The 23,616-nt window shown below is 39.7% G+C and carries 18 protein-coding genes, 2 pseudogenes and 1 riboswitch; of the genes and pseudogenes, 4 read left to right on the forward strand and 16 right to left on the reverse strand.

Annotated elements, in window-relative coordinates; all coding sequences use genetic code 11:
• The 9 genes and pseudogenes from SLS51_RS01050 to SLS51_RS01090 all read right to left on the reverse strand — a co-directional run.
• Positions 1 to 1,341: ShlB/FhaC/HecB family hemolysin secretion/activation protein (locus tag SLS51_RS01050; RefSeq protein ID WP_323834689.1), on the reverse strand; the 1,341-nt coding region annotated here is incomplete at its 3' end.
• An 808-nt stretch (positions 1,342 to 2,149) separates the two neighbouring features.
• The gene (locus SLS51_RS01055; protein WP_323834691.1) at positions 2,150 to 2,830 is read right to left on the reverse strand and encodes a helix-turn-helix transcriptional regulator; all 681 of its coding nucleotides are present in this window, start codon (positions 2,828 to 2,830) and stop codon (positions 2,150 to 2,152) included.
• 53 nt (positions 2,831 to 2,883) lie between these two features.
• Positions 2,884 to 3,576 carry a PAS domain-containing protein gene (locus SLS51_RS01060; protein WP_109791787.1) on the reverse strand — a complete coding sequence of 231 codons (693 nt, stop codon included), beginning with the start codon at positions 3,574 to 3,576 and terminating at the stop codon, positions 2,884 to 2,886.
• 406 nt (positions 3,577 to 3,982) lie between these two features.
• A complete protein-coding gene (locus SLS51_RS01065; RefSeq protein ID WP_323834697.1) occupies positions 3,983 to 4,432 on the reverse strand; it encodes a helix-turn-helix transcriptional regulator in 450 nt (149 codons plus the stop codon).
• Between the two features lie 424 nt (positions 4,433 to 4,856).
• A complete protein-coding gene (abgT, locus tag SLS51_RS01070) occupies positions 4,857 to 6,383 on the reverse strand; it encodes a p-aminobenzoyl-glutamate transporter (protein ID WP_323834699.1) in 1,527 nt (508 codons plus the stop codon).
• 109 nt (positions 6,384 to 6,492) lie between these two features.
• Positions 6,493 to 7,935, reverse strand: a complete 1,443-nt coding sequence (locus tag SLS51_RS01075) for a M20 family metallopeptidase (protein WP_323834701.1) — start codon at positions 7,933 to 7,935, stop codon at positions 6,493 to 6,495.
• Positions 7,928 to 9,253 (reverse strand): amidohydrolase, encoded by a 1,326-nt coding sequence (locus SLS51_RS01080; RefSeq protein ID WP_323834703.1) that lies wholly within the window; start codon positions 9,251 to 9,253, stop codon positions 7,928 to 7,930. The genes SLS51_RS01075 and SLS51_RS01080 overlap by 8 nt, the downstream gene beginning before the upstream one ends.
• Positions 9,254 to 9,462: 209 nt before the next feature.
• Positions 9,463 to 9,603, reverse strand: a pseudogene (locus SLS51_RS01085) (IS630 family transposase); the annotation flags it as partial.
• A gap of 145 nt (positions 9,604 to 9,748) precedes the next feature.
• A complete protein-coding gene (locus SLS51_RS01090) occupies positions 9,749 to 10,429 on the reverse strand; it encodes a helix-turn-helix transcriptional regulator (protein WP_112872152.1) in 681 nt (226 codons plus the stop codon).
• 691 nt (positions 10,430 to 11,120) lie between these two features.
• On the opposite strand from SLS51_RS01090, the gene SLS51_RS01095 reads away from it, so the two are divergent.
• Positions 11,121 to 11,330 (forward strand): helix-turn-helix domain-containing protein, encoded by a 210-nt coding sequence (locus SLS51_RS01095; RefSeq protein WP_323835020.1) that lies wholly within the window; start codon positions 11,121 to 11,123, stop codon positions 11,328 to 11,330.
• A 133-nt stretch (positions 11,331 to 11,463) separates the two neighbouring features.
• On the opposite strand, the gene SLS51_RS01100 is transcribed toward SLS51_RS01095, so the two are convergent.
• From SLS51_RS01100 to SLS51_RS01110, 3 genes and pseudogenes are all read right to left on the reverse strand, one after another.
• The gene (locus SLS51_RS01100; RefSeq protein WP_323834707.1) at positions 11,464 to 12,642 is read right to left on the reverse strand and encodes a MalY/PatB family protein; all 1,179 of its coding nucleotides are present in this window, start codon (positions 12,640 to 12,642) and stop codon (positions 11,464 to 11,466) included.
• Positions 12,629 to 14,083 (reverse strand): Na+/H+ antiporter NhaC, encoded by a 1,455-nt coding sequence (gene nhaC, locus SLS51_RS01105; protein WP_323834709.1) that lies wholly within the window; start codon positions 14,081 to 14,083, stop codon positions 12,629 to 12,631. Before nhaC ends, SLS51_RS01100 begins: the two co-directional genes overlap by 14 nt.
• Positions 14,084 to 14,240: 157 nt before the next feature.
• Positions 14,241 to 14,573, reverse strand: a pseudogene (locus SLS51_RS01110) (substrate-binding domain-containing protein); the annotation flags it as partial.
• A gap of 645 nt (positions 14,574 to 15,218) precedes the next feature.
• Between SLS51_RS01110 and SLS51_RS01115 the strand changes: the two are divergent.
• Positions 15,219 to 15,884, forward strand: coding sequence for a PAS domain-containing protein (locus tag SLS51_RS01115; protein WP_323834711.1), 666 nt, complete (start codon positions 15,219 to 15,221; stop codon positions 15,882 to 15,884).
• Positions 15,885 to 16,399: 515 nt separating this feature from the next.
• Here SLS51_RS01115 and SLS51_RS01120 read toward each other — a convergent pair.
• From SLS51_RS01120 to SLS51_RS01130, 3 genes are all read right to left on the reverse strand, one after another.
• Positions 16,400 to 17,470, reverse strand: coding sequence for a magnesium transporter (locus SLS51_RS01120; RefSeq protein ID WP_323834713.1), 1,071 nt, complete (start codon positions 17,468 to 17,470; stop codon positions 16,400 to 16,402).
• A gap of 74 nt (positions 17,471 to 17,544) precedes the next feature.
• A riboswitch (M-box (ykoK) riboswitch) is annotated at positions 17,545 to 17,716 on the reverse strand.
• Between the two features lie 164 nt (positions 17,717 to 17,880).
• Entirely contained in the window at positions 17,881 to 18,333 is a 453-nt protein-coding gene (locus SLS51_RS01125; RefSeq protein WP_323834715.1) for a DUF6694 family lipoprotein, read from the reverse strand.
• 280 nt (positions 18,334 to 18,613) lie between these two features.
• On the reverse strand, positions 18,614 to 18,871 hold the full coding sequence (locus SLS51_RS01130) for a hypothetical protein (RefSeq protein ID WP_323834717.1): 258 nt from the start codon (positions 18,869 to 18,871) through the stop codon (positions 18,614 to 18,616).
• Here SLS51_RS01130 and SLS51_RS01135 point away from each other — a divergent pair.
• Both SLS51_RS01135 and SLS51_RS01140 read left to right on the forward strand, forming a co-directional pair.
• Positions 18,861 to 19,997, forward strand: a complete 1,137-nt coding sequence (locus SLS51_RS01135; RefSeq protein WP_323834719.1) for an ABC transporter substrate-binding protein — start codon at positions 18,861 to 18,863, stop codon at positions 19,995 to 19,997. The two genes, SLS51_RS01130 and SLS51_RS01135, sit on opposite strands and share 11 nt — an antisense overlap.
• Positions 19,998 to 20,552: 555 nt before the next feature.
• Positions 20,553 to 22,037, forward strand: coding sequence for an aldehyde dehydrogenase family protein (locus SLS51_RS01140; RefSeq protein WP_323834721.1), 1,485 nt, complete (start codon positions 20,553 to 20,555; stop codon positions 22,035 to 22,037).
• A gap of 54 nt (positions 22,038 to 22,091) precedes the next feature.
• Here the strand turns inward: SLS51_RS01140 and SLS51_RS01145 are convergent, their stop codons facing one another.
• Positions 22,092 to 23,450 (reverse strand): alanine/glycine:cation symporter family protein, encoded by a 1,359-nt coding sequence (locus tag SLS51_RS01145; RefSeq protein ID WP_323834723.1) that lies wholly within the window; start codon positions 23,448 to 23,450, stop codon positions 22,092 to 22,094.
• Positions 23,451 to 23,616 lie beyond the last annotated feature (166 nt).

A 23,616-nucleotide genomic window follows, 5' to 3' on the forward strand; every position in this document is an offset into this window, starting at 1 on the left:
GAATCGATCCTGGGGCGTCAATGGGCTGGCGCTTATCTGACGCAGATATTGGGTCTGATAAGAAAAGGGCTGAGAAAACAGCGTTAACGGCCCGGCAAGTGTCGCCGAGAATTGGGTGATTTTAGGCAAGGCGGTCCCTTCATTGCGGTACTCTTCCGGTGCGGGTTGCGCGCCAAACCAGCGCATGCCCTGTTGGTAAGTCACCTTAGTATCCAGCGTCGCGCTGCCGATAAAGTGATGATGGGACAGCCCCAGCTTCCAGCCCGCGGTTTCCCGGCGCTGAACGTCGATTTCAGTGTTATCAATAAAATTGCGGGACGCCCGACGATAAATTTCACCGTTAAGCAGGGTTTTCTGGTCGGCATTACGGTGCAGCACCCGGCTAAGCTGGACCGCCAGGTTTTGACTTTTGCCCCGATATTGGATCGCTTGATTCAGCCCGGCTATCGTCTGGGTATAATCGTAATGACTGGCCGTCACGCTCGCCATCCAGTAGCCGAAGGGCAGAGAGTAATAGAGTGTGTCGTTTTGGCTGCCCTTCCCGGCAGACGAATGAATATCGCGCCCACCGGAGAGATAGAACAGATCGCTGAGCGCCAGCGGGTTATCCAGAAAAAAGGTGAGTCCGCCCTGATAACGCCCGGTGCTTTTGGAGCCGGTATCATCCAGATAAGTCGCGACTCGCCAGTGCCGGGACTGACGCCAGTCCAGCACAATATCGCTCTCCCCCGGTTGCTCTGCCGGGACAATGTTCATATCCGCCTGCACGGTGGGGAAACGTTGCAGGTTTTCCAATCCCTGCTCAATATCCCGTAAATCCAGTAATTTTCCTTCACGCGCGGGAAAGGGGGTTATCCGCTGGATATATTTCCCGCTGTCAGGGGTATAGCGGATATGCCGGACTTTGCCCGGTATCATCACCAGTTTTAGCGTTTGGGTACGCAGATCCTGGGGAGGAACCAGAACCCGGCTGGTGACATAGCCGTGATTAATGAGCTGATCTTGCAATTGGGTTATCAGCCGGCTAATGCCTTTATCGCCCAGGCAATGGTTTTCGCCCTGTTGGGCGACACGCTGGAGCGGTAGCCAGTGCGGGAAATTTTCGGTGCCTGCCAATACGACATGAGTGACAGGAAAACACGGGGTTTCCACCGCAAAGGCGGATGACTCCGCCGTTTCCGGTACCGACAGGTGAACCTCCGCAGGCGGCGGGGCTAATTGCGCCTCCAGGGCTTGCTGGCGGGCCTGTTGATGAATGAGTTGTTGATCTGCGATGTCGGCGGCTTGACTACCTGAGACTGGGATACAAAAAACTATTAATACTACAATACTGCTTTTCATTGACTTGTTATTCCACAATGTTTAAACAGCATTAACCACTAATTTAACTTAGCGATCAATATTCAGTGTTGATTATCAACCGGGCAACTAAAATAGGGAGTTGGTCAAGATAGCAGCAAAAACAAGAGGTTATATGACAAAGCAAAAAACAGGCCAATGTGATTATTTTGTGACAGGATTGTATAAAAAACAGATTAATATTAATCATTTAATAATCAACATTAATAATTTCAAATTAATTTTATTGTTTTATTTTTATTGTGTGATTCTTATCACATTTTTATCTTTTAATTTCTGGATGAAATTACTTTTAATGTGATTATTATCGTAAATTTGTGATTATGAATTACCTTTTATGATTATGTCAGATGATGACTTTTAGCTCGGTTGGCAGAACTGAGCGCTAATTTACGTCACATTTTTGTCTTATTACAAACGGCAGTAGCTTTTAAAATTTAGGCTTTCGTGATGATAAAATATCTTCTTTTCTCATTCATCATAGATATACGAATATACCCTATGAATTTCAAGATGCATCGCGACGGCAAGGGAACGAATCCCCGGGAGCATAGATAACGATGTGACCGGGGTGAGCGAGTGCAGCCAACAAAGAGGCAACTTGAAGGATAACGGGTATAGATAGTTCTTAGGCGGTAAGAAAAGATATTTACTGCCGTTTCTTCCTTAAAACGCACAGTAAAGGAGGTTATTGCGTAATAAATCATGCCCGCTTTTTCCGGTAAATACGGCATATAACGATAACTCAGTTCGTCTATTTCCTCTTGTGAGCATCGCTAAAATTTGAGACTCAAACCAGAATACTGCTTTCAGGATGTAAAAATCTTTCTGGTACATAAAGATCATAATTATTAAAACGACAATATTCCTCCAATTGCTGAGCAGACCTAACACCAACCTTTCTGTATATTTGTGCTGTATAGTGTTCAACAGTACGGTAGGAAATATTTAATATTCTGCCAATTTGTTTACTGGTATATTTATGTAAAGAGAGAAAAACAACATCCCATTCACGCGGAGTAAATAAATCAGTCGGTGGCTGAAATATAATGGAGGCAGGGAGTTTTCCATAAAATAGACGGGTTAATGAAAAATCCTGGACTTCCCACCCGTGGAAAATGACTCCGACACATTCGTTTTCATTATTATATAGTGGGTATTTTTCACAAAAATGAGATGATAAGAATTTATCGTTCCCATACATATGTGTTTCAAGCGAACATATTGTTGTTTCGCTCTTCATTACACTTTGATCATGAAGAACGAATTCTTTTGCAAACTCAGCGCCACTCCAAGGAAGTTCATAATCATACCACCCTTCGTAATCAAATGAGTCTGGAAGGTTTTCAAGATGTTTAAGTGCCTTATTGCCATAAATAAAGCATGAATTTTTATCTTTGATCCCCCAAGGCTCATTACTTTGCTTCATTGTATTAATGACTTGAGGTGAAATAATTAGTTTATTATCCATGTTATTACTCCTTTTTTCGCTAGCCTTAAAGTTAGATTCTTGATATTTTATAATCAATTTAACTCTCTACTGCCAATAGTGACAAATCTTGCTGGAATATAAAGATCAAGTTTATTTTCTTTACAGAAATCTTTTAATTCTGCATGTAAAGGCAAATTGAATTTTTGGTAAATTGATTGGATATGATTAATCACATCTTCGGAACTTATCATTAATTCTTCACTAATTTTCTCTTCATCTAATGAACACAGAGTTAGAAAGAGAACCTCCCATTCAAATTGCGTCAGTGTGTCATTAGGTGGGGTGAATGCCAGTGTTGCCGGAGGAGTTTTTTCATAATAGTACGAAACAGAAAAATCTTGAGTTTTATACATATGAAAGAAGATCCCAATGCAATCATTATTCTCATCATAAAGTGGAAATTTATCACAAATATAAGTTTGTTTAATGTTATGCTCCCCAAACTGATGTGTTTCCAGTGAAGTGACGCGTTGCATAGTTTGAATGGTTTTTTGGTCCTGACGATGGAATTCTTCTGCATATTCGGCAATAGGCAAGGATAATTCCCCCATAGATAGCCCTATAATATCGAAATATTCAGGAAGGTTGAGCAGTTGATAAAAAGCAGGGTTAGCATAAATAAATCTTGACTCGCGATCTCTGGCTCCCCAAGGTTCATCGCTTTTATCCCACATCAGCGTTAATTGTGGCGTAATATGATTGGTTTTTTTTCTTATATTTGACACAGTAACTCCTTAATTATCATTTACTGCCTATCCCAATAGAGCTATTTTATTTGCCATTTTGAACCTGGGCAGTGCTCAAAATCCTCACGTACTACGTGTAAGCTCCGGTTTTTCCGCGCTGTCCGTGTTCAAACTGTCTGCAACAATTACGCCTATTGAGATAGGCTCTTAGTCATTATCTGAATGAATTGTTTTCTGATGATACACAAAATAATTTAACTATATAATGTAGCATAACAATTATCCAGCCAAAGACTGTATGTTTATTAATTTCATTATGGTATTATAAATACCAAACAATATAAGAAAAAATATTGTTTTTTATTGAAGATTATTTAAGTGATTTATTTTTCCAGTTAAAAATTGCACGCACATAATAATTTATTAAGGCTCCCAGTGTTCACTCTTAATCCAGAAAAAAATGGCTCATAGATTTAAAGTATTTTGGTGGAATATAAAGATCATAATGATTTTTTTCGCAAAACAGTTTCAACTCAATAATTGATCCGATTAATAATTTCTCATAGATACTTTGGAAATATTTTTCCAAAGTACGACATGAAATTTTCATTTCATTAGCGATACATTGATTACTGATTCCACGGCAGAATAAAAAGATCACTATCCATTCTTTTTCTGTCAATATATTATTAGGTGGTCTAAGCTTAACAGATATAGTTGTATCATTTTTAATATAATGATGTACTGAAAAATGATTTATTTTTTTAATGTGACAAATTATTCCAATACATTGATTATTTTCATCCATCAATGGGTATTTTTCACAGAGACAAGGATTAAGCTGTTGACCATTGCTTTTAAGATGAGCCACAATAATAGATGATACTCGTTGCATAGACTGTAAGACTTTACGATCATGTTCTTCAAAAAAGTGAGTAAGATAATTAAATGGCGTCGATAATTCTTTAACAGAATATCAGAGTCTTCAGGTAACTTACTTAATTTAACAAATTCTTTATTGGCATATATAAAACGAAGCTTCTTATCTTTTACAAACCATGATTCATGACTTTTGTCCCACATATTTGTTAACTGAGGGGTGATTTGACTCATATATGACCTTCAATAAGGTTGAATATAAATATATCCCTTGCCGTCGCGATGCATCTTGAAATCCATAGGGTATAGAAAAACATTTCAACAATCGGCAAAAAAGCGATTCATTTTTGCCACCCTGTTGGGTTCAGGTATAGAAAGTGCATTTAAAGTGCATTTAATGACGCTTTCATTCGACCACCACTCTTCCTCCTTTATGGTGGTTACAGCAATGTAGGGTAAATACCTGGCCCAATGGGCAATCCAGCAAAATACCAACCTATAAGCAGCAATATCCAAACGGCAAAAAACACCAGCGGATAAGGTAATACCAACGTGTAATAAGTACCTAGCTGAGCCCCCTTATAGTACCGTTGAAGAAACCCCAAAAAAAGCGGTAGAAAAGGTGACATCGGTGCCAACGGTAATACTGCGGAATCAGAAATACGGAAGATGATCTGTGCAAAGGCCGGGTGAAAGCCAAGCAGGACAAACATGGGAACAAAAATAGGTGCCAGAATCGACCAAATGGCAGAACCACTTGCGATGAACATACACAAAAAGGCAGATAAAAACATTAATCCAATGAAGGCAGGAACACCTGTCATACCCAAGGCTTCTAGCATATCGGTTAGCCCTACCGCCATAAATTTGCCCATGTTGCTCCAGTTAAAGAAGGCAACAAATTGAGCCAGAGGGAAGACCATTATAATGAAGCCAGCCATGTTTTTCATGGGATCAACGAGTAAGTCTGGAATATCATTAGACTTTTTTATCTGTTTTGTGGAAACGCCATATGTAATCGAAACCACGAAGAAAAACAAAATAATGACTGGCACGATCCCTTTTATGAATGGCGATGGAATGATTGAGCCAGTCTGTGGATCACGCAGTAATGCATTTTCGGGAACAACTAGCAACGCAACAATACCGATGAAAATTAGTGCAGATAGACCGCTCATTAGCAGCCCACGATTTTGTTGTGGTGTAAGCTTCGCTAACTTCTCATTGTGACTTCCTTTCCATGCTGGAAGGCGTGGCTCAACAAATTTATCCGTTAAGATAGCGCCTGCAATCGTCAGTACAATCACTGATGTTGCCATAAAATACCAGTTATCGATGACACTGACATGTAAGTTGGGATCAAGCATTCTAGCCGCCTCAGTACTGATACCAGATAACAGCACATCGGTAGTGACAATCAATAAGTTCGCCGTAAATCCTGAAGCAACACCAGCAATAGCAGCCAGTAGGCCAGCAACGGGGTGGCGACCAACCGCAATAAAAATTAGCGCGCCTAATGGAGGCATGACAACGAGTGCAGCATCCGAAGAAATATGGCTAAAAAAGGCAATAAATAGCACCATATAGCTGGCGTAACGTTTATTAATACCAGAAGCCATTTTATACATCAGGGTTTGTAACAGACCGACTTTTTCTGCCAGCCCTGCACCAATGACCAAAGCTAATATTGCTCCAAGTGGTGTGAAGTTACTGAAATTTTTAACGATATTAGGCAGGATCCACTGTAATCCTTCGGCGCTAAGTAAGTTTTTAACTCTAATGAACTCTCCATTTGTAGGGTTTTTTACGGCCAAGTCAAACCAAGACAAAATAGCAGTCGCTATCATTAAAACAGCTATTAAATAGATAAATAAAATAAAAGGATTCGGAATTTTATTTCCAATTCTTTCGATCCAACCAAGAATACGTCCTGGGCTCTTATTTACAAAGATAGTTGTTTCACTCATGATTTTTTCCTTTGTGTTTGCTCTCGTTATTATTTTTTGATTATGTAAATGACTGAACGCTAGCTGCTAGCTTGCCGCTGTAAGTAAGCCAGTATTTATCGAAGCAAAGTTATTTCAAAGGTGATGGTTTAATATCGGGCGGAATAGGACACTGATAGGGATGCTCATCCCGTTGGTGTTTGAACTCAGACTGGACCTCTGCTAGCAGAGCAGGGTCTATTAATAATTTAAGTGCGGTGGCGGCCATAATTTTCCCGGCAAGACACATCCCTTTGTGAGCAATGGATGAACGCCCTTGTGCGACTAATTGCCAAGTATGCAGTGGTGTGCCAAAGGCGAAGCAGGGGCTGAAACATTGCGCTGTGGGTGTTACCCAACTAACATCACCGACATCGGTAGATCCATACATTAACTCTTGTGATTCTACATAGGGTAAGACTTCATCTGTCAGTGCTTTTTCCCCTTGTCGCTCACTCCAACGTTTACCCTCTTCGCCTGCTGTTCGCGCTGCATTGAGTTTGGCATTGTGTAAATCATCTTTTGTCAGTGTTTGATTAATTTTTTCGGCGAATTGGCGTTCTTCATCAGTATATTCAGGAATACCAAAGGCTTGAATATACTGATACATCACTCTTTCCATTGTGCGGTTAGGAATATAGTTTGAACACGCCTTATCAAGACGAATATTCAATCGCGTGCCAGTCATTAAGGCGGCACCTTTAGCGATATCAATGACTCTTTGATAAATATCTTGAGTCTGATCCGGTTGTGGGGCGCGAACAAGGTATAAAACTTCGGCATCAGCCTGTACAACGTTAGGTGACATACCACCGGTATTAGTCACTGCATAATGAATTCGTGCTTCCTGAATGATATGTTCACGAAGAAATTGAACACCCACATTCATCAGACTAACAGCATCTAAAGCACTCCTGCCTAGGTGGGGAGAATTGGCGGCGTGTGAAGCAATCCCTTTGAAATGAAATGCTGTTTGGATATTTGCCAGAGACTGAACATTAAATACACTACTGAATGATTCAGGATGCCATGTAATTGCTGCATCAACATCATCAAAAAGACCATCCCGGACCATAAATGTTTTACCGGAACCCCCTTCTTCCGCCGGGCAACCATAAAACCGTACAGTTCCAGGTTGTCGATTTTTTTGCAGCCAGGCTTTCACTGTAAATGCAGCAGCAAGTGCGGCTGTCCCCAGTAAATTATGCCCACACCCGTGACCGTCTTTAACCACAGGATTAGGTTCACAACAGCCCGCTTTTTGGCTTAAACCAGCCAGTGCATCATACTCGCCAAGTAAAGCAATCACAGGGCATCCACTGCCATAACTGGCAATAAACGCGGTCTCAATATTGCCTACCCCACGCTGAACAACAAACCCTTCATTTTCTAACGCACTTGCAAGCAGCTCCGCAGAAAAGGTTTCTTCAAAGCGGGTCTCAGGGTGTTCCCAAATCTTATCGCTAAGGTGAATAAAATCACTTTGGCGTTGCTCAATGTATTCATAGATGAATTCAGTTAACGAATTATTCATGGTGATGAACTCCGAAATCAGGCAGGTTAAGGGCGATAGTGGCTAATGTTTTCACTGCGGTAGTCATCACGTTTTCATCAAAGTCAAACCGTTCATTATGATGACCTGCGCTGAGTGCTGTACCGAAAATAAGGTAAGTGGCTTGACCACCATTCGATTTGACGTGTTCCATAAAATAGGTCGCGTCCTCAGATCCGGCAGCTTGCTGACGGCTTTTGACAACAGATGAAAGCTCTGGGATATATTGTTGAGCCTGTTGATAAATGAAATCGACCCATACTGGGCTAGGCTGGCTACTTTGAGCGGCTCCCATTAACTGTATTCCATATTCAACCCCCTGCATTTTTGCCGCGCCTTCAATGATATTGAGAGCTTGACGGTAGACAAATGCATTGATCTCATTAGTTTCACCGCAAGTTTCCACTTTCATTAATGCATAGTCAGGAGTAACGTTACGGCCAATGCCTGCCTGTAGCACTCCGACATTAATGCGTGAGCTGCCTTCGCTATGGTGAGAAATAGCATACAGTCCTAAGGTTGCTTGAGCTGCGGCTAACAGTGCATTTTTTCCCGCTTCTGGTTTTGCACCAGAATGGGAGGCAACACCACGATAAGTAACATCGATTTTGGTGGTAGCAAGAAAATTATTACTCCCACAGACCAATTCGCCTTGAGGTACACCAGTACCGATATGGATAGCGATAAAGAAATCAACATCATCGACAACTCCCGCTTCAACCATTGATTTTGCACCACGAGTTCCTTCTTCCGCAGGCTGAAAAATCAGTTTGATTTTTCCGGTCAGTTGGCTTTCATATTTTTTCAATATACAAGCGAGTCCTAACCCAATCGCTGTGTGACCATCATGAGCACAGGCATGCATCATATGTGTATTACAAGAGGAAAAGCCTTCAGCATAAGGGCGGTGCTCGTGAGTTTGTTCCTCATTCAGGTCAAGCGCATCCATATCCACCCGAAAAGCCAAGGTTGGTCCAAGTTTTCCGGTATCGAGTGTCGCGACAATGCCAGTAAACCCGCCTGAAAAATGGGGTAGCCATTCAGTCAGAGCGCCCTGTTTAATAGCACGCTGTTCTTGCGCTTGTAATGCCTGTTTTGAAGGTAAGCCCATTCGTGCATCAGCCTTGATAACATCTTTTCCCATTTTCAGGCTATAACCCAGACGGTGCAGTTCATCCGCCACAATCGTTGCTGTTCTGAATTCGAACCAGCCTGATTCAGCAAAATGGTGGAAATCGCGACGCCAGTTTCGTAATTGTTCAGCAATTTGCTGAATAGATTCGCTTAATAAAGTGCCCATAATAATTATCTCTTTTAGTTATCGCGCCTTTAGTTATCGCGGAGAATAAAATATACTTGGTTTATTTCACCAAAATTGATTTTATTAAAAATATTTATTTAATTTCAATTTCATTAGTTTATTTTTTTAAAACTTTATTGTTTTAATAATTAAAAATATTTTTGTTGAATTTTAAATAATTTTTCATAATTATGACACACCCTCTTTTATTATTCTCTATTATTCCTATAGGAAAATGGATTCAAAAATATTTCCACTTTTTCAAGCAACTGCCACATATACTGACAACAATGATTTCGTGTTACCGTTTCATGTAATAATTGCCACAAGCGTTCAATCTTGTTTAGCCAGGTATTGATTGCCCCGTCCTTCCTTAAACGGGTAGTAAAAAAGATCATAGTGTGCTGGTCATGTTCGCTTGTTCCGATCAATATAATACATAACGACAACTCAGTTCATCCATTTCCTCTTGTGAACATTGCCAAGACTTGAGATTCAAACAAAAATACTGCTTTCAGGGCGTAAAAATCTTTCTGGTACATAAAGATCATAATTATTAAAGCGACAGTATTCCTCCAATTGCCGAGCAGATCTAACACCAACTTTTCTGTATATTTGTGCCGTATAGTGTTCAACAGTACGGTAGGAAATATTTAATATTCTGCCAATTTGTTTACTGGTATATTTATGTAAAGAGAGAAAAATGACATCCCATTCCCGTTGGGTAAATAAATGAGTCGGTGGTTGAAATATAATGGAAGCGGGGAGTTTTCCATGATATAAACGTGTTAATGAATAATCTTGAGCTTTCCACAAGTGATAGATAATTCCAAGACAATCACCATTTTCATGATAAATAGGTTGTTTTTCACAGAAATAGGAGGATAAGGTTCTTATTTCTCCCCAAATATGGGTTTCGAGTGAAACATATGATTTTTCTTCTTTCATTACCTTTTGGTCATGATGAATATATTCTTTTGCAAACTCGGCACCATCCCAAGGAAGCTCATCATCATAAAGCCCTTCGAAATCAAATGAATCAGAAAAACCTTTGATGGAGTTCAGCGCTTTATTGCCATAAATAAAACAGGAATTTTTATCTTTTATTCCCCAAGGATCGTTACTGATTGCCAATGTGTTAATAACTTGAGGTGAAATGATTAACTTATTATTCATGTCATCGTTCCTTTATTATATTTAACATAGTGACTACTGAGTTATCATTAAAGCATTATCTGAATGAATTGTTACCTTAATTATAACTGAGACAGCTTAACTATATAATACAGCACAACAATCATCCAGCCAAAAAGTGTATTTTTATTAATTTTACGACAACATTATAAGTACTATAAAATATAAACAAGGTTATTGTTTTAAACAATGATAATTTATATGATTTATTTTATTAGTTAAGAAGTTTTTAAAAAATTGAACATACATAACTTCGCAATTCATTAAGATTAATGGTCTTATTAATTCGCTGAGCTAACTGAGTTGGTGTCATTCCTGTAACTGAAAAGCTTAAGACATTCATTAAAGTATTTCATCCGGTTACAACATTTCCAAAAACAACTAAACTTTTTGAATATATTAGTGATCTAAAAAGAACATTTCTGAATATTTAAAGTTCAATTTTGAACAATCAGAGTTCATTTAATAACATTTTTGTCGTTAGACAATTTTCTATTCGGAGAATATTTGGCTGTACTTGGCGGGGTTTAATGTCTTAGTACAGCTATTTTTTAACATTCCGCGCCTGCGCGGACTCAGGGAAAAAGCTGTAGAAATATAAAAATATTAAATTGAAGAGAGAGTATGAATATAGCACCTTGAATAACCAAACTGAGGAGAGAAGAAAGGAATGATTGTAAAAAACGACTGGCACCCAGCAGATATTATTGCGGGACTTAAAAAACGGGGAACATCGTTATCTGCTATTTCAAGAAAGGCGGGGCTTGCATCATCTACCTTAAGTAATGCGCTGCACCGTCCGTGGCCCAAAGGCGAACGGCTTATTGCTGCCGCTTTAAATTGTGATCCTTGCGAAATATGGCCGAGTAGATATTTTAAATGAGTTGTCATTTTCAAAATTAATATGAACTTCTCATATAAAAATCAATGAGAGGATACTCATTACCTGAAGCTTTTCTTGTGGAAAGCTTCAGGTATGAACATAGAATTAATACAGGGCTATTTACCTTTTTATTTTATGATGTTATCTGAACTAAACCAGTGATTGCCTTTTCAAGATATTCGCGGGGACAACCTAAGTTTATTCTGATAAATCCTTTCCCATGATTACCAAAATTCGATCCCATTGAAACGACTATTTTGGCTTTTTGTAATAAGGCCCGTTGCAAAGTGTCATCATCCAAGCCTAAATCACGACAATCCAGCCAAGCCAGATATGTACCTTCCGCTTTGGTCATTCGGTACCAAGGAACAGCAGACATTAAAGCCTGCTCAAACCAACAACGGTTTTCTGCCAGATAATACTGTAGTTCATCAAGCCATACGTCCCCATGTTGATATGCTGCGGTAGCCGCAGTCATCGATAGAACATTGAATACATCTAGTCCATGCGCATTCAACCGATCGATAAAGGCACGTCGAAGTTCAGGATTGGGAATGAGAAAATTGGAGATACGGAGTGATGAAAGTCCAAATGCCTTACTTGTTGAGGTGGCGGCAATGACATTGTCATGCCATTCACTCCCCAGATGCAGTATTGAGGTGAATTTTCCCCACGGTAAAATTAAATCAGCCCAAATTTCATCGGAAATTACCGTCGTCCCGTACCTTTTACAACGCATTAATATCTGGAGCAGTTCGTCACTATTCCAGCATCTACCAGTAGGATTATGTGGGTTACATAACAATAACAGAGGCGGTCTGTGTTGCTCCAATATCTGTTCCAGATGATCATAATCAATTTTATAACCTTCCAGACTTTCAAGAAGCGGGTTTTCAATCACCATCCTGCCGTTCATAGTAATAATTTTGGCGAATGAAGCATAATAGGGCCCTTGCACAACGACACCTTCCCCCGGTTTACTGAGCATCTGTATCAGTAAAGCTAATCCGGGTATGACGCCTTCTATTGATGTAAACCAATCGCGGTGCAAGGTCAGTTTATGACGCCTTGAAAACCAGTCTATTGCTGCTTGATAATAGAGATCGTCGCGTTCGCTATAACCAAAAATACCATGTTCAATTCGGGAGTAGAGTGTTTGCAACACTGCTTCCGGGCATGGAAAATCAATATCAGATACCCACATTGGCAACAGGTCAGTCTTATTTAAGTACAAATCACGACCTAAAAAGTCCCACTTCACAGAGCTTGTATTGTGGCGATCGATTATCTGGTTGAAATCAGGCAATTTCACGTTGGATTTCCTTTTTATTCAGGGAGTTTTCCGGCGTGATTTTTGCGATACCGAAACCAGTAAAGCCATAAATGAGAGCAAAGAAGATGGCAGAATAGCACTGGATAGCCCAAGGCAGTAGCTCAAGCGTACTGACACCCAATGTCGTCGCCATATAAATGCCAGCGGCAGTCCAGGGGATCAACGGTTCTATGACGGTACAACCATCTTCTATTGTTCGTGACAGATTTTTATTATCCAGCCCCATGCGACGATAAGCATCTTTGAATAGCTCCGCCGGGATGAGGAGAGCCAGCTTTCCATTGCAAGTTGCGCCGGTTACCAGAATAGTTGTTGCCAAGGTTGCAGCGATAAGTTGCCCGGTTGTGTGAACAACTTGTAGAAGCCGGTTAATGATGATGGTCAAAGCACCAGTGAGTGCTAAAGCACCAGCGAACGCGAATGCACAAAATGCAAGCAGGATAGTACTCATCATCGAGAACATTCCACCACGATTGAGCAGACGGGAGACATCGCTAACAACTCCGGTAATGTTGTGTCCCTGGTCAGAGAACATCGAGAGATTGAAACCGTCTATCAACGCATTAAGGCCCTGTTTAAGGGTGAGCCCTTGGAAGCCTATGCCAAGTACAATAGCTAATGCACAGGCAGCAAGCATGACGGGTATCACCGGACGTTTTGTTATTGCGCCCCATAAAACCAATATCGGTGGCAAAATCAGCAATAAATTGAAGTGATACAGGCTTTCAAGAGATTGCACAATTTCTGTAACTTTTTCCGGTGTTGCCACGTTACCTGTTAAGCTTGTATGACCCACAATAAAATAGACAATAGCGGCTAAAACAAAGCCGGGAATAGTGGTATACATCAAATGTTGAACATGACTGTAAAGATCAGTATCGGCAACGATGGCGGCGAAGTTAGTCGAGTCAGATAACGGTGAAATTTTATCGCCGAAATACGCCCCTGAAACAACCGCTCCGGCTGCCGCGGCCAAAGATACATCAAGGCCAGCAGCGACGCCCATCAGAGCAACCCCCGCTGTTCCGGCCGAGCCCCATGACGTACCGGTACAAACCGAGATAACGCTCGTGATAAAGAAAGCCGCAATCAGTATGTATTGGGGGCTAATCAGTTTTAACCCCCAATACATCATGTAAGGTATGGTTCCGCTGAACATCCAAGTCCCAATTAGCCCGCCTACGCAAATCAGTATCATGATCACCGGCATCGCTTTAGCCAGCTTTGCCACAATAGCATCGATAATGTCATTCCAACGATAACCTTGCCAATATGCCAAGGTAGCTGCTATTGCTGCTGATATCAGTAATAGGGATTCGATGCGTAAATTCAGTTGACCATATCCAATAACTAACAATAAGAGCATTGCTGCGATTGGCAGTATAGCGAGTCCCAAATTAAGCTTTTTCTTGTCATCCATATTAAAACTCCAGTTTCAGATGGGTTGTTGAAACAGAATAGAATAATGAATTTATTTTGAATGAAATGTGACAGATATTACTTGTTCATGTAATTGGTTTCATAAGATGTGAAATGTGATCTGTATATCGCTTTTACGCTTATTACGACGCTTTTCATTACTCGATTAAAAAAACGGAATCTCTGATAACGAGTTCGGCTGAGAACATATTCATCTGTGGCGTTATTTCTTTTTTGGCACTGAGTTGCAATGCCAGATTAGCCGCCCGCTGAGCCATTCGTTCTATTGGATTATGTACGGTAGTTAAGGGAGGATAAAGATATCGGGCCGGGACAATATCATCAAACCCAACAATCGACAGTTGTTCCGGTAATTTGATTTTCCGTTGATGTAGGGAGCGCATCATACCGGCAGCCATAACATCATTGAATGTTACTGCCGCAGTAAAGCCGATGTCGCTGTCTAAGAGCTTTTCTGCTGCCAGTTCTCCATTATTTCAAATGAAATGTGAGATGAGTTTGCTGTTCATGTAACCGGTTTCATGAAATGTGAAAATGTGACTTATGTATCGATTTCTGATCTTGCTTATAATCCATTGCCAGATATCAAAAAAATTTTGAAGATAAAGTAAGTGGAACTCGTATAAAATGTTCCGGTTTCTCTAAAACACCGGAAATTTAAGGTTATGATTAAGTAACTAGTCCTATTTAAACATTACACTTAATTCGCCTATAATAAAAAATTATTATTAAAAATAGGTAGGTATTCAATATGGAAGATTATTTAGCAGAGCTGTTTTTCATAGCCGTTCTTTAATATGGCCTGCTGAATATTTAGATAATAATAAATCGATAAACCGGAAGAATTATTTCACAACGATAATATCATTGAGAACATAAAATGTACTTTTGAACTAACAGATTATCCAGTATTACCATATAACCCGTTGTTTTAAACATGATAAACAGGAAATTAAAACAACAAATTAAATAATAAACAACAATTCGGTCTGCCATAACATATAAAACTAGAAAATTCTTATGAAAAAAGTTAATTTTATTGCTATATCCCAGAAAACACTAGGGAATCCAAAAGTAAAACGTTTATTTAACCTTCAAATTATCAAGGAGTCTTTATGAAGAACTGTACGATATCACCTCAGATTATCAATACAATGGAAATAAGTAATGAACCTTGGGGAGTAAAAGATAGTTCTTCATGTTTTATTTATGGTAATAAAGCGTTAAGTTCTATCAAAAATTTATCACAATCATTTGATTTCAATGGGACTTATGATCATGAACTCCCTTGGGACGGCGCTGAATTTGCAAAGGAATATATTCATCATGATCAAAAAGTAATGAAAACAGGGAAAAATATATGCTCACTTGAAACACATGTATTTGGTAAAGAGCAAATTCTATCATCTTATTTTTGTGAAAAGATGCCTTTTTATCATGAAGATGGAAGTTGTATAGGCGTTATATATCATTGCTGGAAAGCGAAGGACTATTCATTAAACCACCTGTATCAATATCATAATAAACTTCCCTCATCCATTTTACTCCAACCACCGACAGATCTTTTTACTGAACGTGAATGGGATATTATTTTCCTTTTCTTACAGAAATACACAAGAAAACAAATTGGAATAATATTGAATCTTGATTCTAGTGTAATTGAAAATCATATGACCAAGATATATCATAAAATAAACATTAACTCCACTCTTCAATTAGAAGAATATTGTCGAGTCAATAGTCTTTATCACTATATCCCTGAGAAATTTTTATTAACTTAAAGGGATTCTTCTACGGACGCAGTTGTCCTTATGACGCGCGTCACTAATCATGCCTGAGGTACAATAGAATTTTATTAAAACCTCAGGCATATTCAATATAACAAAAAACACCTATTCCACCACCACAAATAAATTTTAAATTAAAAAATAAACCATTTGAAAACATATCAAAACAATATCGATTAATTGCAAATTAAATAAATTAACTCATTAAAATAGAAAATAACTTATTTTATTAAATTATTTTTAATATATATTTTTACCATATTAAATCAATTCATTTAATTCATATTTATTGATAATAAAATCCGATATTAAATATATAAAAACATTAAGTTAATTTAAATAAAAATACTATTTTTACCCCTAATAAAAAGATATTAAAAAACACTATTTCATTTAACAATATTAACAGAAAACCAAGAATTTCCAATTACCACCAAAGATAAAAATATATAAAAATAGCAGTTAAATCAATAAGATACCCAATAAGTATGGGCATCTTATTGGTAATTTTAAACGAGTTCTGTCATCACTAATTTCGCTATTTCGAAATAGATAATCAGGCCTGTACCATCAATAAACGTGGCAATAAAAGGAGCAGATACAACAGCCGGATCAACAGATAGCCTTTTCAATACCATTGGAATAATGGAAGAAACAATGGCACTCCAGAGGGTGATTGCAATGATGGCCAAACTAACAGCAATCGTCACTTCAATACCGACACCTAATATCCAGGCACGGATAAGCGCGGCAAAACCTATCGTTATTGCAACTAAAAATGAAGCGGAAATCTCTTTACGTAACACAGCACATAGATTACGCAAACTCACTTCCCCCAATGCCATTGCTCTGACCAAAGTTGAGGTAATTTGCGTCCCGCTGTTGCCCCCCGTTCCTATTAATAACGGAATGAAAAATGCGAGAGAAATTACCGCTTCCAATTGATCTTCAAATGCTTTAAGCACAGCACCGGTATAAGCTTCTGCAACAAATAACAATAATAACCACCCGACACGCTTACGCCATAATGTTATTGGGCTGGTACTCAGATAAGGCTGCTCCAGAGGTAAAGTTGCCCCCTGCAAATGAGCATCCAACGTATTTTCATCTTCAATCAACTCAGCAATATCTTGCGGTCGTAGTACCCCAACCAATTTGCCAAAATGAGTAACCGGGACACTATCCATGCCACTGTGATTTATCAAATTATAAACATCATGGCGCGACTGTTCCGGTGATACGGAAAAATAGCTTTGCCTCATAATATCTGACACAAATAAATCATCGGCTACAGTTAATAACACTTTCACCGGTAATATGCCATTAAGATAGCCTTCAGCATCAATAACATATAAGTAAGTTGGGATCTGTTCACCTTCAAGCTGATCAATTAAATGACTTTTTACCGACAAAACAGAATCAGCAACAGAGACAGAAATGAAACATTGGCTCATATATGCGCTGACCGTTGTCTCTTCATTTTTCAATCGATGTTTCCGCTGCTGATCAGCATTTATTGCATTAATAGAATGATTAGCAATCGCTAATGCATCCATTTTTTCATGGGATGTGATTTTCATGATGTTGGTCCCTATTACTGTTGTGAACTTCAAACAGCACTCACATAGGGGCGAAACCAGATGAGAGAATACAATGACTATCTCTACGTCTCGGTTTTAGCACTATACAACGTATCCTGAATTATCAGAAAGTTACATGGGGATATACCTTGGTTCGATATATCCTGTCCTAATCTTGGGCGTCTCTCGACGTCGTCAGATCAGCAACCTGTGTTTGTATAGGAGCCTCGCCTAACGAGATACTGCACTTAGAATGCGGCGCACATTGTAAACAAAAGTGGTAATAATTCAAAATTGAAAGTTAGTTTGTTTAAGTTCTGTTTAAGTTTCATTTAAGTTTATGATGATAATAAAAAAACGGCATAGATTTCTACCTTTTGCCGTTTAATGAGAATAATCCCATGAAGGAATTATTCATTTTTTGATCTCTTAGACTCAATTTTTTCAACTTCAGCAATCAATTGGTCAGCCGTTTTACCATCCAGCAATTTATAAAATTTTTGTTTCGATTCTTTCATGTCACCATTAGAACCTGATTTAACCAAATCATTAAAATCGATACTATTAAACATAGCCGATTGAATTGATTCATCAAACTTCACTTTTTTATCATCAGATAGCCTATCTCTCACTTTTTCAATGGATGCTTTCAACGCGATTTCATTAGAAGCATCCATTTTAGGTTGGCTATCACAACCAGCTAATACACATCCTAACAAACAAATTACTAACAATCTTTTCATATTCATCCCCCACAGAATATTAAATAAGGGAATAATAACAGAAGCAGAAACAATAAACCGTTTATACCCGTCATCTTTCAAGTTGCTTCTTTGTTGGCTGCACTCACTCACCCCGGTCACATAGTTATCTATGCTCCCAGGGATTCGCTCCCTTGCCGCCGCGATGCATCTTGAAATCCATAGGGTATATACCCGTTATCTTTCAAGTTGCTTCTTTGTTGGCTGCACTCACTCACCCCGGTCACATAGTTCGCTATGCTCTCGGGGATTCACTCCCTTGCCGTCGCGATCCATTCTTGAAATCCATAGGGTATATAATTAGCCAAATTGATAAAAAATAGCAAATAAAATGAAATTTCTCATCATGTTATTCCAGAATAATTATCCTGGTGGTTAGCTGCTACGATGCCAGAATACGATCACTTGTTATTTCTTCAACAACATAAAAAACGACTTTCTGCCAAATCGACCAGATGCTTAAAACACTCGACCGACCAACAACATGACAGATCCAGATACGACCACAGTAACTACCGATATTCAGACCAATAATGTAGTTGGAACCATCACAATTAGATGAGATCATACTTGCGTTTATCGCCTCGCTTAACCATTTAAAAACCAGCACCGAAAACCAAGGAGAAATAATGGCAATCATCCACTGCACTGCAAAATATATTCTGACTGCCATATTGATATTACTGCCTGTCTTTGCGCAAGCAAAAGTCATTATAGTCAAGGATGTTGCTGGCCGGAAAGTTAAAGTTGACGTGCCAGTCAATCGGGTTATGCTGGCTGACAGCCGGGTATTGATTGCCCTGAATATTCTTCACCCTGATAATCCGCTTAAAGGTATTGTCGCCTGGGATAATGCACTAGAAATTAAATCTCCAGATTTGGCAACTGCTTATGAGAAAGATTTCCCGCAATTGCGGGATATTCCGGTATTCCCTAACCCTTATCAAAACAATTTTAGCATCGAAAAAACGCTGACTTATAAACCCGATCTGGTTATTTTTGATATTGGTCTTCAAACCAAGCTCAATGATAGTGGAACCATCATGTTACTGGAAAAAGCGGGCATCCCGGTTATCTTTATCGATTTCCGTCAATATCCGCTAACAAATACGATTCCAAGTATGATTTTACTTGGAAAGGTATTCAACGAAGAAGAAAATGCACAAAAATTTATTGAGTTTTATCAAGAGAGGATGAAAATCATTAATCAACGCGTTGGCACGCTAGGTAAAGAACAACGCCCTCCGGTGTTTATCGAACGCCATGCAGGTATGTTAGGTGCGGAACATTGCTGTAAAACTTTCGGAAATGGCAATTTTGGTGAGTTTGTTACTGCCGCAGGAGGTGATAACCTCGGTGCTCGCTGGTTTTCAGGTATAGATGGTGAGGTAAACGATAAACAATTAATCGTCAGTAATCCTGAATTTTATCTGATGACCGCCGCAGATTGGGATAAAGTTCGCTCTGGAAGCTTCTCTGTGCCATTAGGTTACACCGGCGATTTGAAACAGTCGCAGGAACGACTGAAAAAATTACTGACACGCCCCAAATTAAGCGTATTAAGAGCCTTTCGCGAAAAGCAAGTAATAGCACTGTACCACCAATATCACGATACGCCGTTTAACATCATTGCTGTTGAGATCATTGCTAAATTCCTGCATCCGAAGTTATTTGAAGATATCGATCCACAAGCTGACAGCCTATATCTGCATAAAACTTTTACCGCCCTTGATGGTAATGGAGTATTCTGGATCACAGCAAAATAATATTAACTTTCAATCCGTTGGTATATTCCAACGGATATTTAATTGCACCCTTTACTTATAATTTCCGTTCGTTAATATACCTAATATTTTATATAACATGCTAATAGACATCTATTATTTTGTCATCTACTATAGTTGATGCTAAAAAAACATAAAACACGACAAGATAAATTCGATTAAGTCATAAATATAAAGCAAAAATATATTCACATAATGAAACTATATAAAACCTGCTAACTAAATATCGATTCCATAATATAGGATCATTATTATCAATAAATTATGTGCACAGGCAAGGTACAGAAATCAGTCTATACCTTATGGATTTCAAGATGCATCGCGACGGCAAGGGAACGAATCCCCGGGAGCATAGATAACGATGTGACCGGGGTGAGTGAGTGCAGCCAACAAAGAGGCAACTTGAAAGATAACGGGTATATACATGATATGTAGAGAATCATTCGTTCTTTACTAACAAAAATGAAAAATAAAATAACCCAACGAAATAGATTTTCGATGTAACTATTCTTAAACCAAAGTACTCGGAGTATGTTAATGAAACGATTACACGATATTGAGAAAGAGATGTTGCCCGTTGAATCCTACAAAATGCTTATTGGTGGGCAATGGGTAGATAGTGTATCCAAAACAACGACCAAAAGTTATAACCCGGCGACAGGAGAACTCCTGGCTGAATATGCATCCGGTAATGCTGAAGATGTCGATCTTGCTGTCAGCGCTGCAAAAAAAGCCTTCCACGCCTGGAGTCAAACCTCCGCAATCGAAAGACAATCAGCTTTGCTGAAAATTGCTGACTTACTAGAAGCAGAACAAAAACGTTTTGCCATCCTTGAATCACTGGATACTGGCAAACCATTGCATGAATCCCTGAATATGGATCTACCCGCCAGCATTGACCAGTTCCGCTATTTCGCGGGTGTGATCCGTTCCCATACCGATGAAGCTTCAGTTCTGGATACCAATACACTTAGCTTGGTGATCCGTGAACCCATTGGTGTTGTCGGACAGGTAATTCCCTGGAATTTCCCACTACTGATGGCAGCATGGAAACTGGCTCCTGCTCTTGCAGCGGGCAATACCATTGTTATTAACCCGGCAACACTGACATCAATCACTCTGCTTGAATTGGGCAGAATATTGGATAAAGTCCTGCCAGCCGGGGTGGTTAACATTGTTACAGGTCGTGGTTCAGTCGTTGGTCAAGCCATTCTGGATCATGAAGATGTCGAAAAAGTGGCATTCACTGGTTCCACCAGAGTCGGTTATACCGTGGCCGAAGCCGCAGCCAAAAAGCTGATCCCTGCAACACTGGAGCTTGGTGGTAAATCAGCCAATATTATCTTCCCTGATGCCAATATGAAAAAAGCAGTAAAATATGCGGCCAGAGCTATTTTGCTGAATCAGGGTCAAGCGTGTGAATCAGGTTCCCGGTTGTTCCTGCATAAAGATATTCATGATGAATTCCTCAAATCGCTGAAAGCAGAATTCGAATCCATCCAGGTTGGTGATCCATTGGAAAAAGAAACTCAGATGGGAAGCCAAGTCAGCCAGGAACAAATGGAAAAAATTCTCGAATACGTGGAAATTGCGAAAAAAGAGGGTGCAACCATTTTCACGGGCGGTAAACGCATTACCGGAGAAGGTTATGATGATGGTTTCTTTATCCAACCAACCATCATTACCGATGTCACTAATGACATGCGCGTCGCGCGCGAAGAGATTTTTGGCCCTGTATTGGCAGTGATTCCATTCAGCGAAGAAGAAGATGTGATCAGAATGGCAAATGATTCTGATTATGGCCTAGCCGGTGCTGTCTGGACACAGGATATCGACCGAGCACTACGCGTAGCTAAAGCTGTCAGAACCGGCCGTATGTGGATTAATACTTACCATGAACTGCCCGCTCACGCCCCATTTGGTGGCTACAAAAAATCAGGCATTGGCAGAGAAACACACAAAATGATGTTGGATGCTTACACTCAGGTCAAAAACATCTATATCAAAACCAGTGAAGAATAATCTCAATCGGTAATGAGAAAAGCCTTCCAAACGGAAGGCTTTTATTCAAATTTTTTATTTAATATCAACACTATCCGCATTCACATCTTTAATATGTTCTTTCGTCAACCGATAAACAACCGGGCTTAACAATGCTAATGCAATCAGGTTCGGTATTGCCATCATCGCATTCAATGTATCTGCCAATAACCAGACAAAATCCAATGACTGAGTAGCACCTACCATCAAAGCAATAATCCAGACTACACGGAAAGGTGTAATGGCTTTTTGCCCAAATAGATACTGAGTACATTTTTCACCGTAGAAACTCCAGCCAAGAATTGTGGTAAAGGCAAATATGACTAAAGCACCCGCGACAATATAGTTGCCACCTGGAATTGCCATCGCGAAAGAAGTCGCTGTCAGTGTCGCCCCTGTCTGACCGTTCAACCAACCACCAGTAATGACGATAGTTAAACCAGTGATGGAACAAACAATAATGGTGTCGATGAAAGTACCTAGCATAGCGATCAACCCTTGGCGAATCGGGTTTTGAGTTTTAGCTGTTGCATGAGCAATTGGCGCGCTTCCCAATCCCGCTTCATTAGAGAAAATACCACGAGCTACACCAAAACGAATTGCTGCCCACACTGCTGCGCCCGCAAAGCCACCTTGTGCCGCAACAGGTGTAAATGCAGATTTAACAATCAGAACAAATGCAGCGGGAATTTCACTGAAATTCATCCCCAAAACAATAATCCCGGCAGCAAGATAGGCAACCGTCATAAATGGCACTAATTTACCTGCTACATCAGCAATACGTTTAATACCCCCGATAAGCACTGCACCAACTAGAATTGCCAATACGATGGCCGTTACCATGGTAGAAACGCCAAAGTTACTTTGCAGCACATCAGCAACAGAATTCGCCTGTACGGTATTACCAATACCGAAACAAGCAATACTGCCAAATACCGCAAACAACGTCCCCAACCAAGCCCACTTTTTGCCTAAACCGTTTTTTATGTAATACATGGGGCCACCAACATAGTGACCGTTTTTGTCAACTTCACGGAAACGGACTGCCAGTACCGCTTCTGAATATTTGGTTGCCATGCCCACTAATGCAGTTATCCACATCCAAAACAGCGCACCTGGACCACCCAATACAACTGCGGTAGCCACGCCAGCGATATTACCCGTTCCTATGGTGGCAGAAAGCGCAGTCATCAGTGCGTTAAATGGCGATATCTGCCCTTCTCCCCGCTGATGATTACGCTCAAATAGTAATTTAAAACCCGTTCCCAATTTACGTATAGGCAGAAAAGAGAGGCGGAGCTGCATGAACAACCCAACCCCCAAAAGACCGACCATCATCGGTACTCCCAATACTACCCCGTTAATAGCACTCAGCCATTCTGTGATTAATCCCATATATTCCCTCGGACATTTCATAACAAAATAACAACAGATTCGCAGCAACTTAATAAAGAATATTTATAGAAAATATGCGAGAAAAAATTTCGTAAAAATGGAAAAAGATTTGATACTTGTGAGTGATATCACTTGATAGAATTTTAAGGTCAGAATGTTCAAAAAT

Source organism: Photorhabdus africana, assembly GCF_035181445.1.
Taxonomy (GTDB): Bacteria; Pseudomonadota; Gammaproteobacteria; order Enterobacterales; family Enterobacteriaceae; genus Photorhabdus; species Photorhabdus laumondii.

Bases quoted from the DNA above. Each gene is read 5' to 3' on its own strand.
- SLS51_RS01055 (WP_323834691.1), bottom strand. From the start codon at position 2,830: ATGGATAATAAACTAATTATTTCACCTCAAGTCATTAATACAATGAAG.
- SLS51_RS01075 (WP_323834701.1), bottom strand. From the start codon at position 7,935: ATGAATAATTCGTTAACTGAATTCATCTATGAATACATTGAGCAACGC.
- SLS51_RS01130 (WP_323834717.1), bottom strand. From the start codon at position 18,871: ATGATTGCCATTATTTCTCCTTGGTTTTCGGTGCTGGTTTTTAAATGG.
- SLS51_RS01135 (WP_323834719.1), top strand. From the start codon at position 18,861: ATGGCAATCATCCACTGCACTGCAAAATATATTCTGACTGCCATATTG.
- SLS51_RS01065 (WP_323834697.1), bottom strand. From the start codon at position 4,432: ATGCAACGAGTATCATCTATTATTGTGGCTCATCTTAAAAGCAATGGT.
- SLS51_RS01080 (WP_323834703.1), bottom strand. From the start codon at position 9,253: ATGGGCACTTTATTAAGCGAATCTATTCAGCAAATTGCTGAACAATTA.
- abgT (WP_323834699.1), bottom strand. From the start codon at position 6,383: ATGAGTGAAACAACTATCTTTGTAAATAAGAGCCCAGGACGTATTCTT.
- SLS51_RS01120 (WP_323834713.1), bottom strand. From the start codon at position 17,470: ATGAAAATCACATCCCATGAAAAAATGGATGCATTAGCGATTGCTAAT.
- SLS51_RS01140 (WP_323834721.1), top strand. From the start codon at position 20,553: ATGAAACGATTACACGATATTGAGAAAGAGATGTTGCCCGTTGAATCC.
- SLS51_RS01145 (WP_323834723.1), bottom strand. From the start codon at position 23,450: ATGGGATTAATCACAGAATGGCTGAGTGCTATTAACGGGGTAGTATTG.
- SLS51_RS01115 (WP_323834711.1), top strand. From the start codon at position 15,219: ATGAAGAACTGTACGATATCACCTCAGATTATCAATACAATGGAAATA.
- SLS51_RS01090 (WP_112872152.1), bottom strand. From the start codon at position 10,429: ATGAATAATAAGTTAATCATTTCACCTCAAGTTATTAACACATTGGCA.
- nhaC (WP_323834709.1), bottom strand. From the start codon at position 14,083: ATGGATGACAAGAAAAAGCTTAATTTGGGACTCGCTATACTGCCAATC.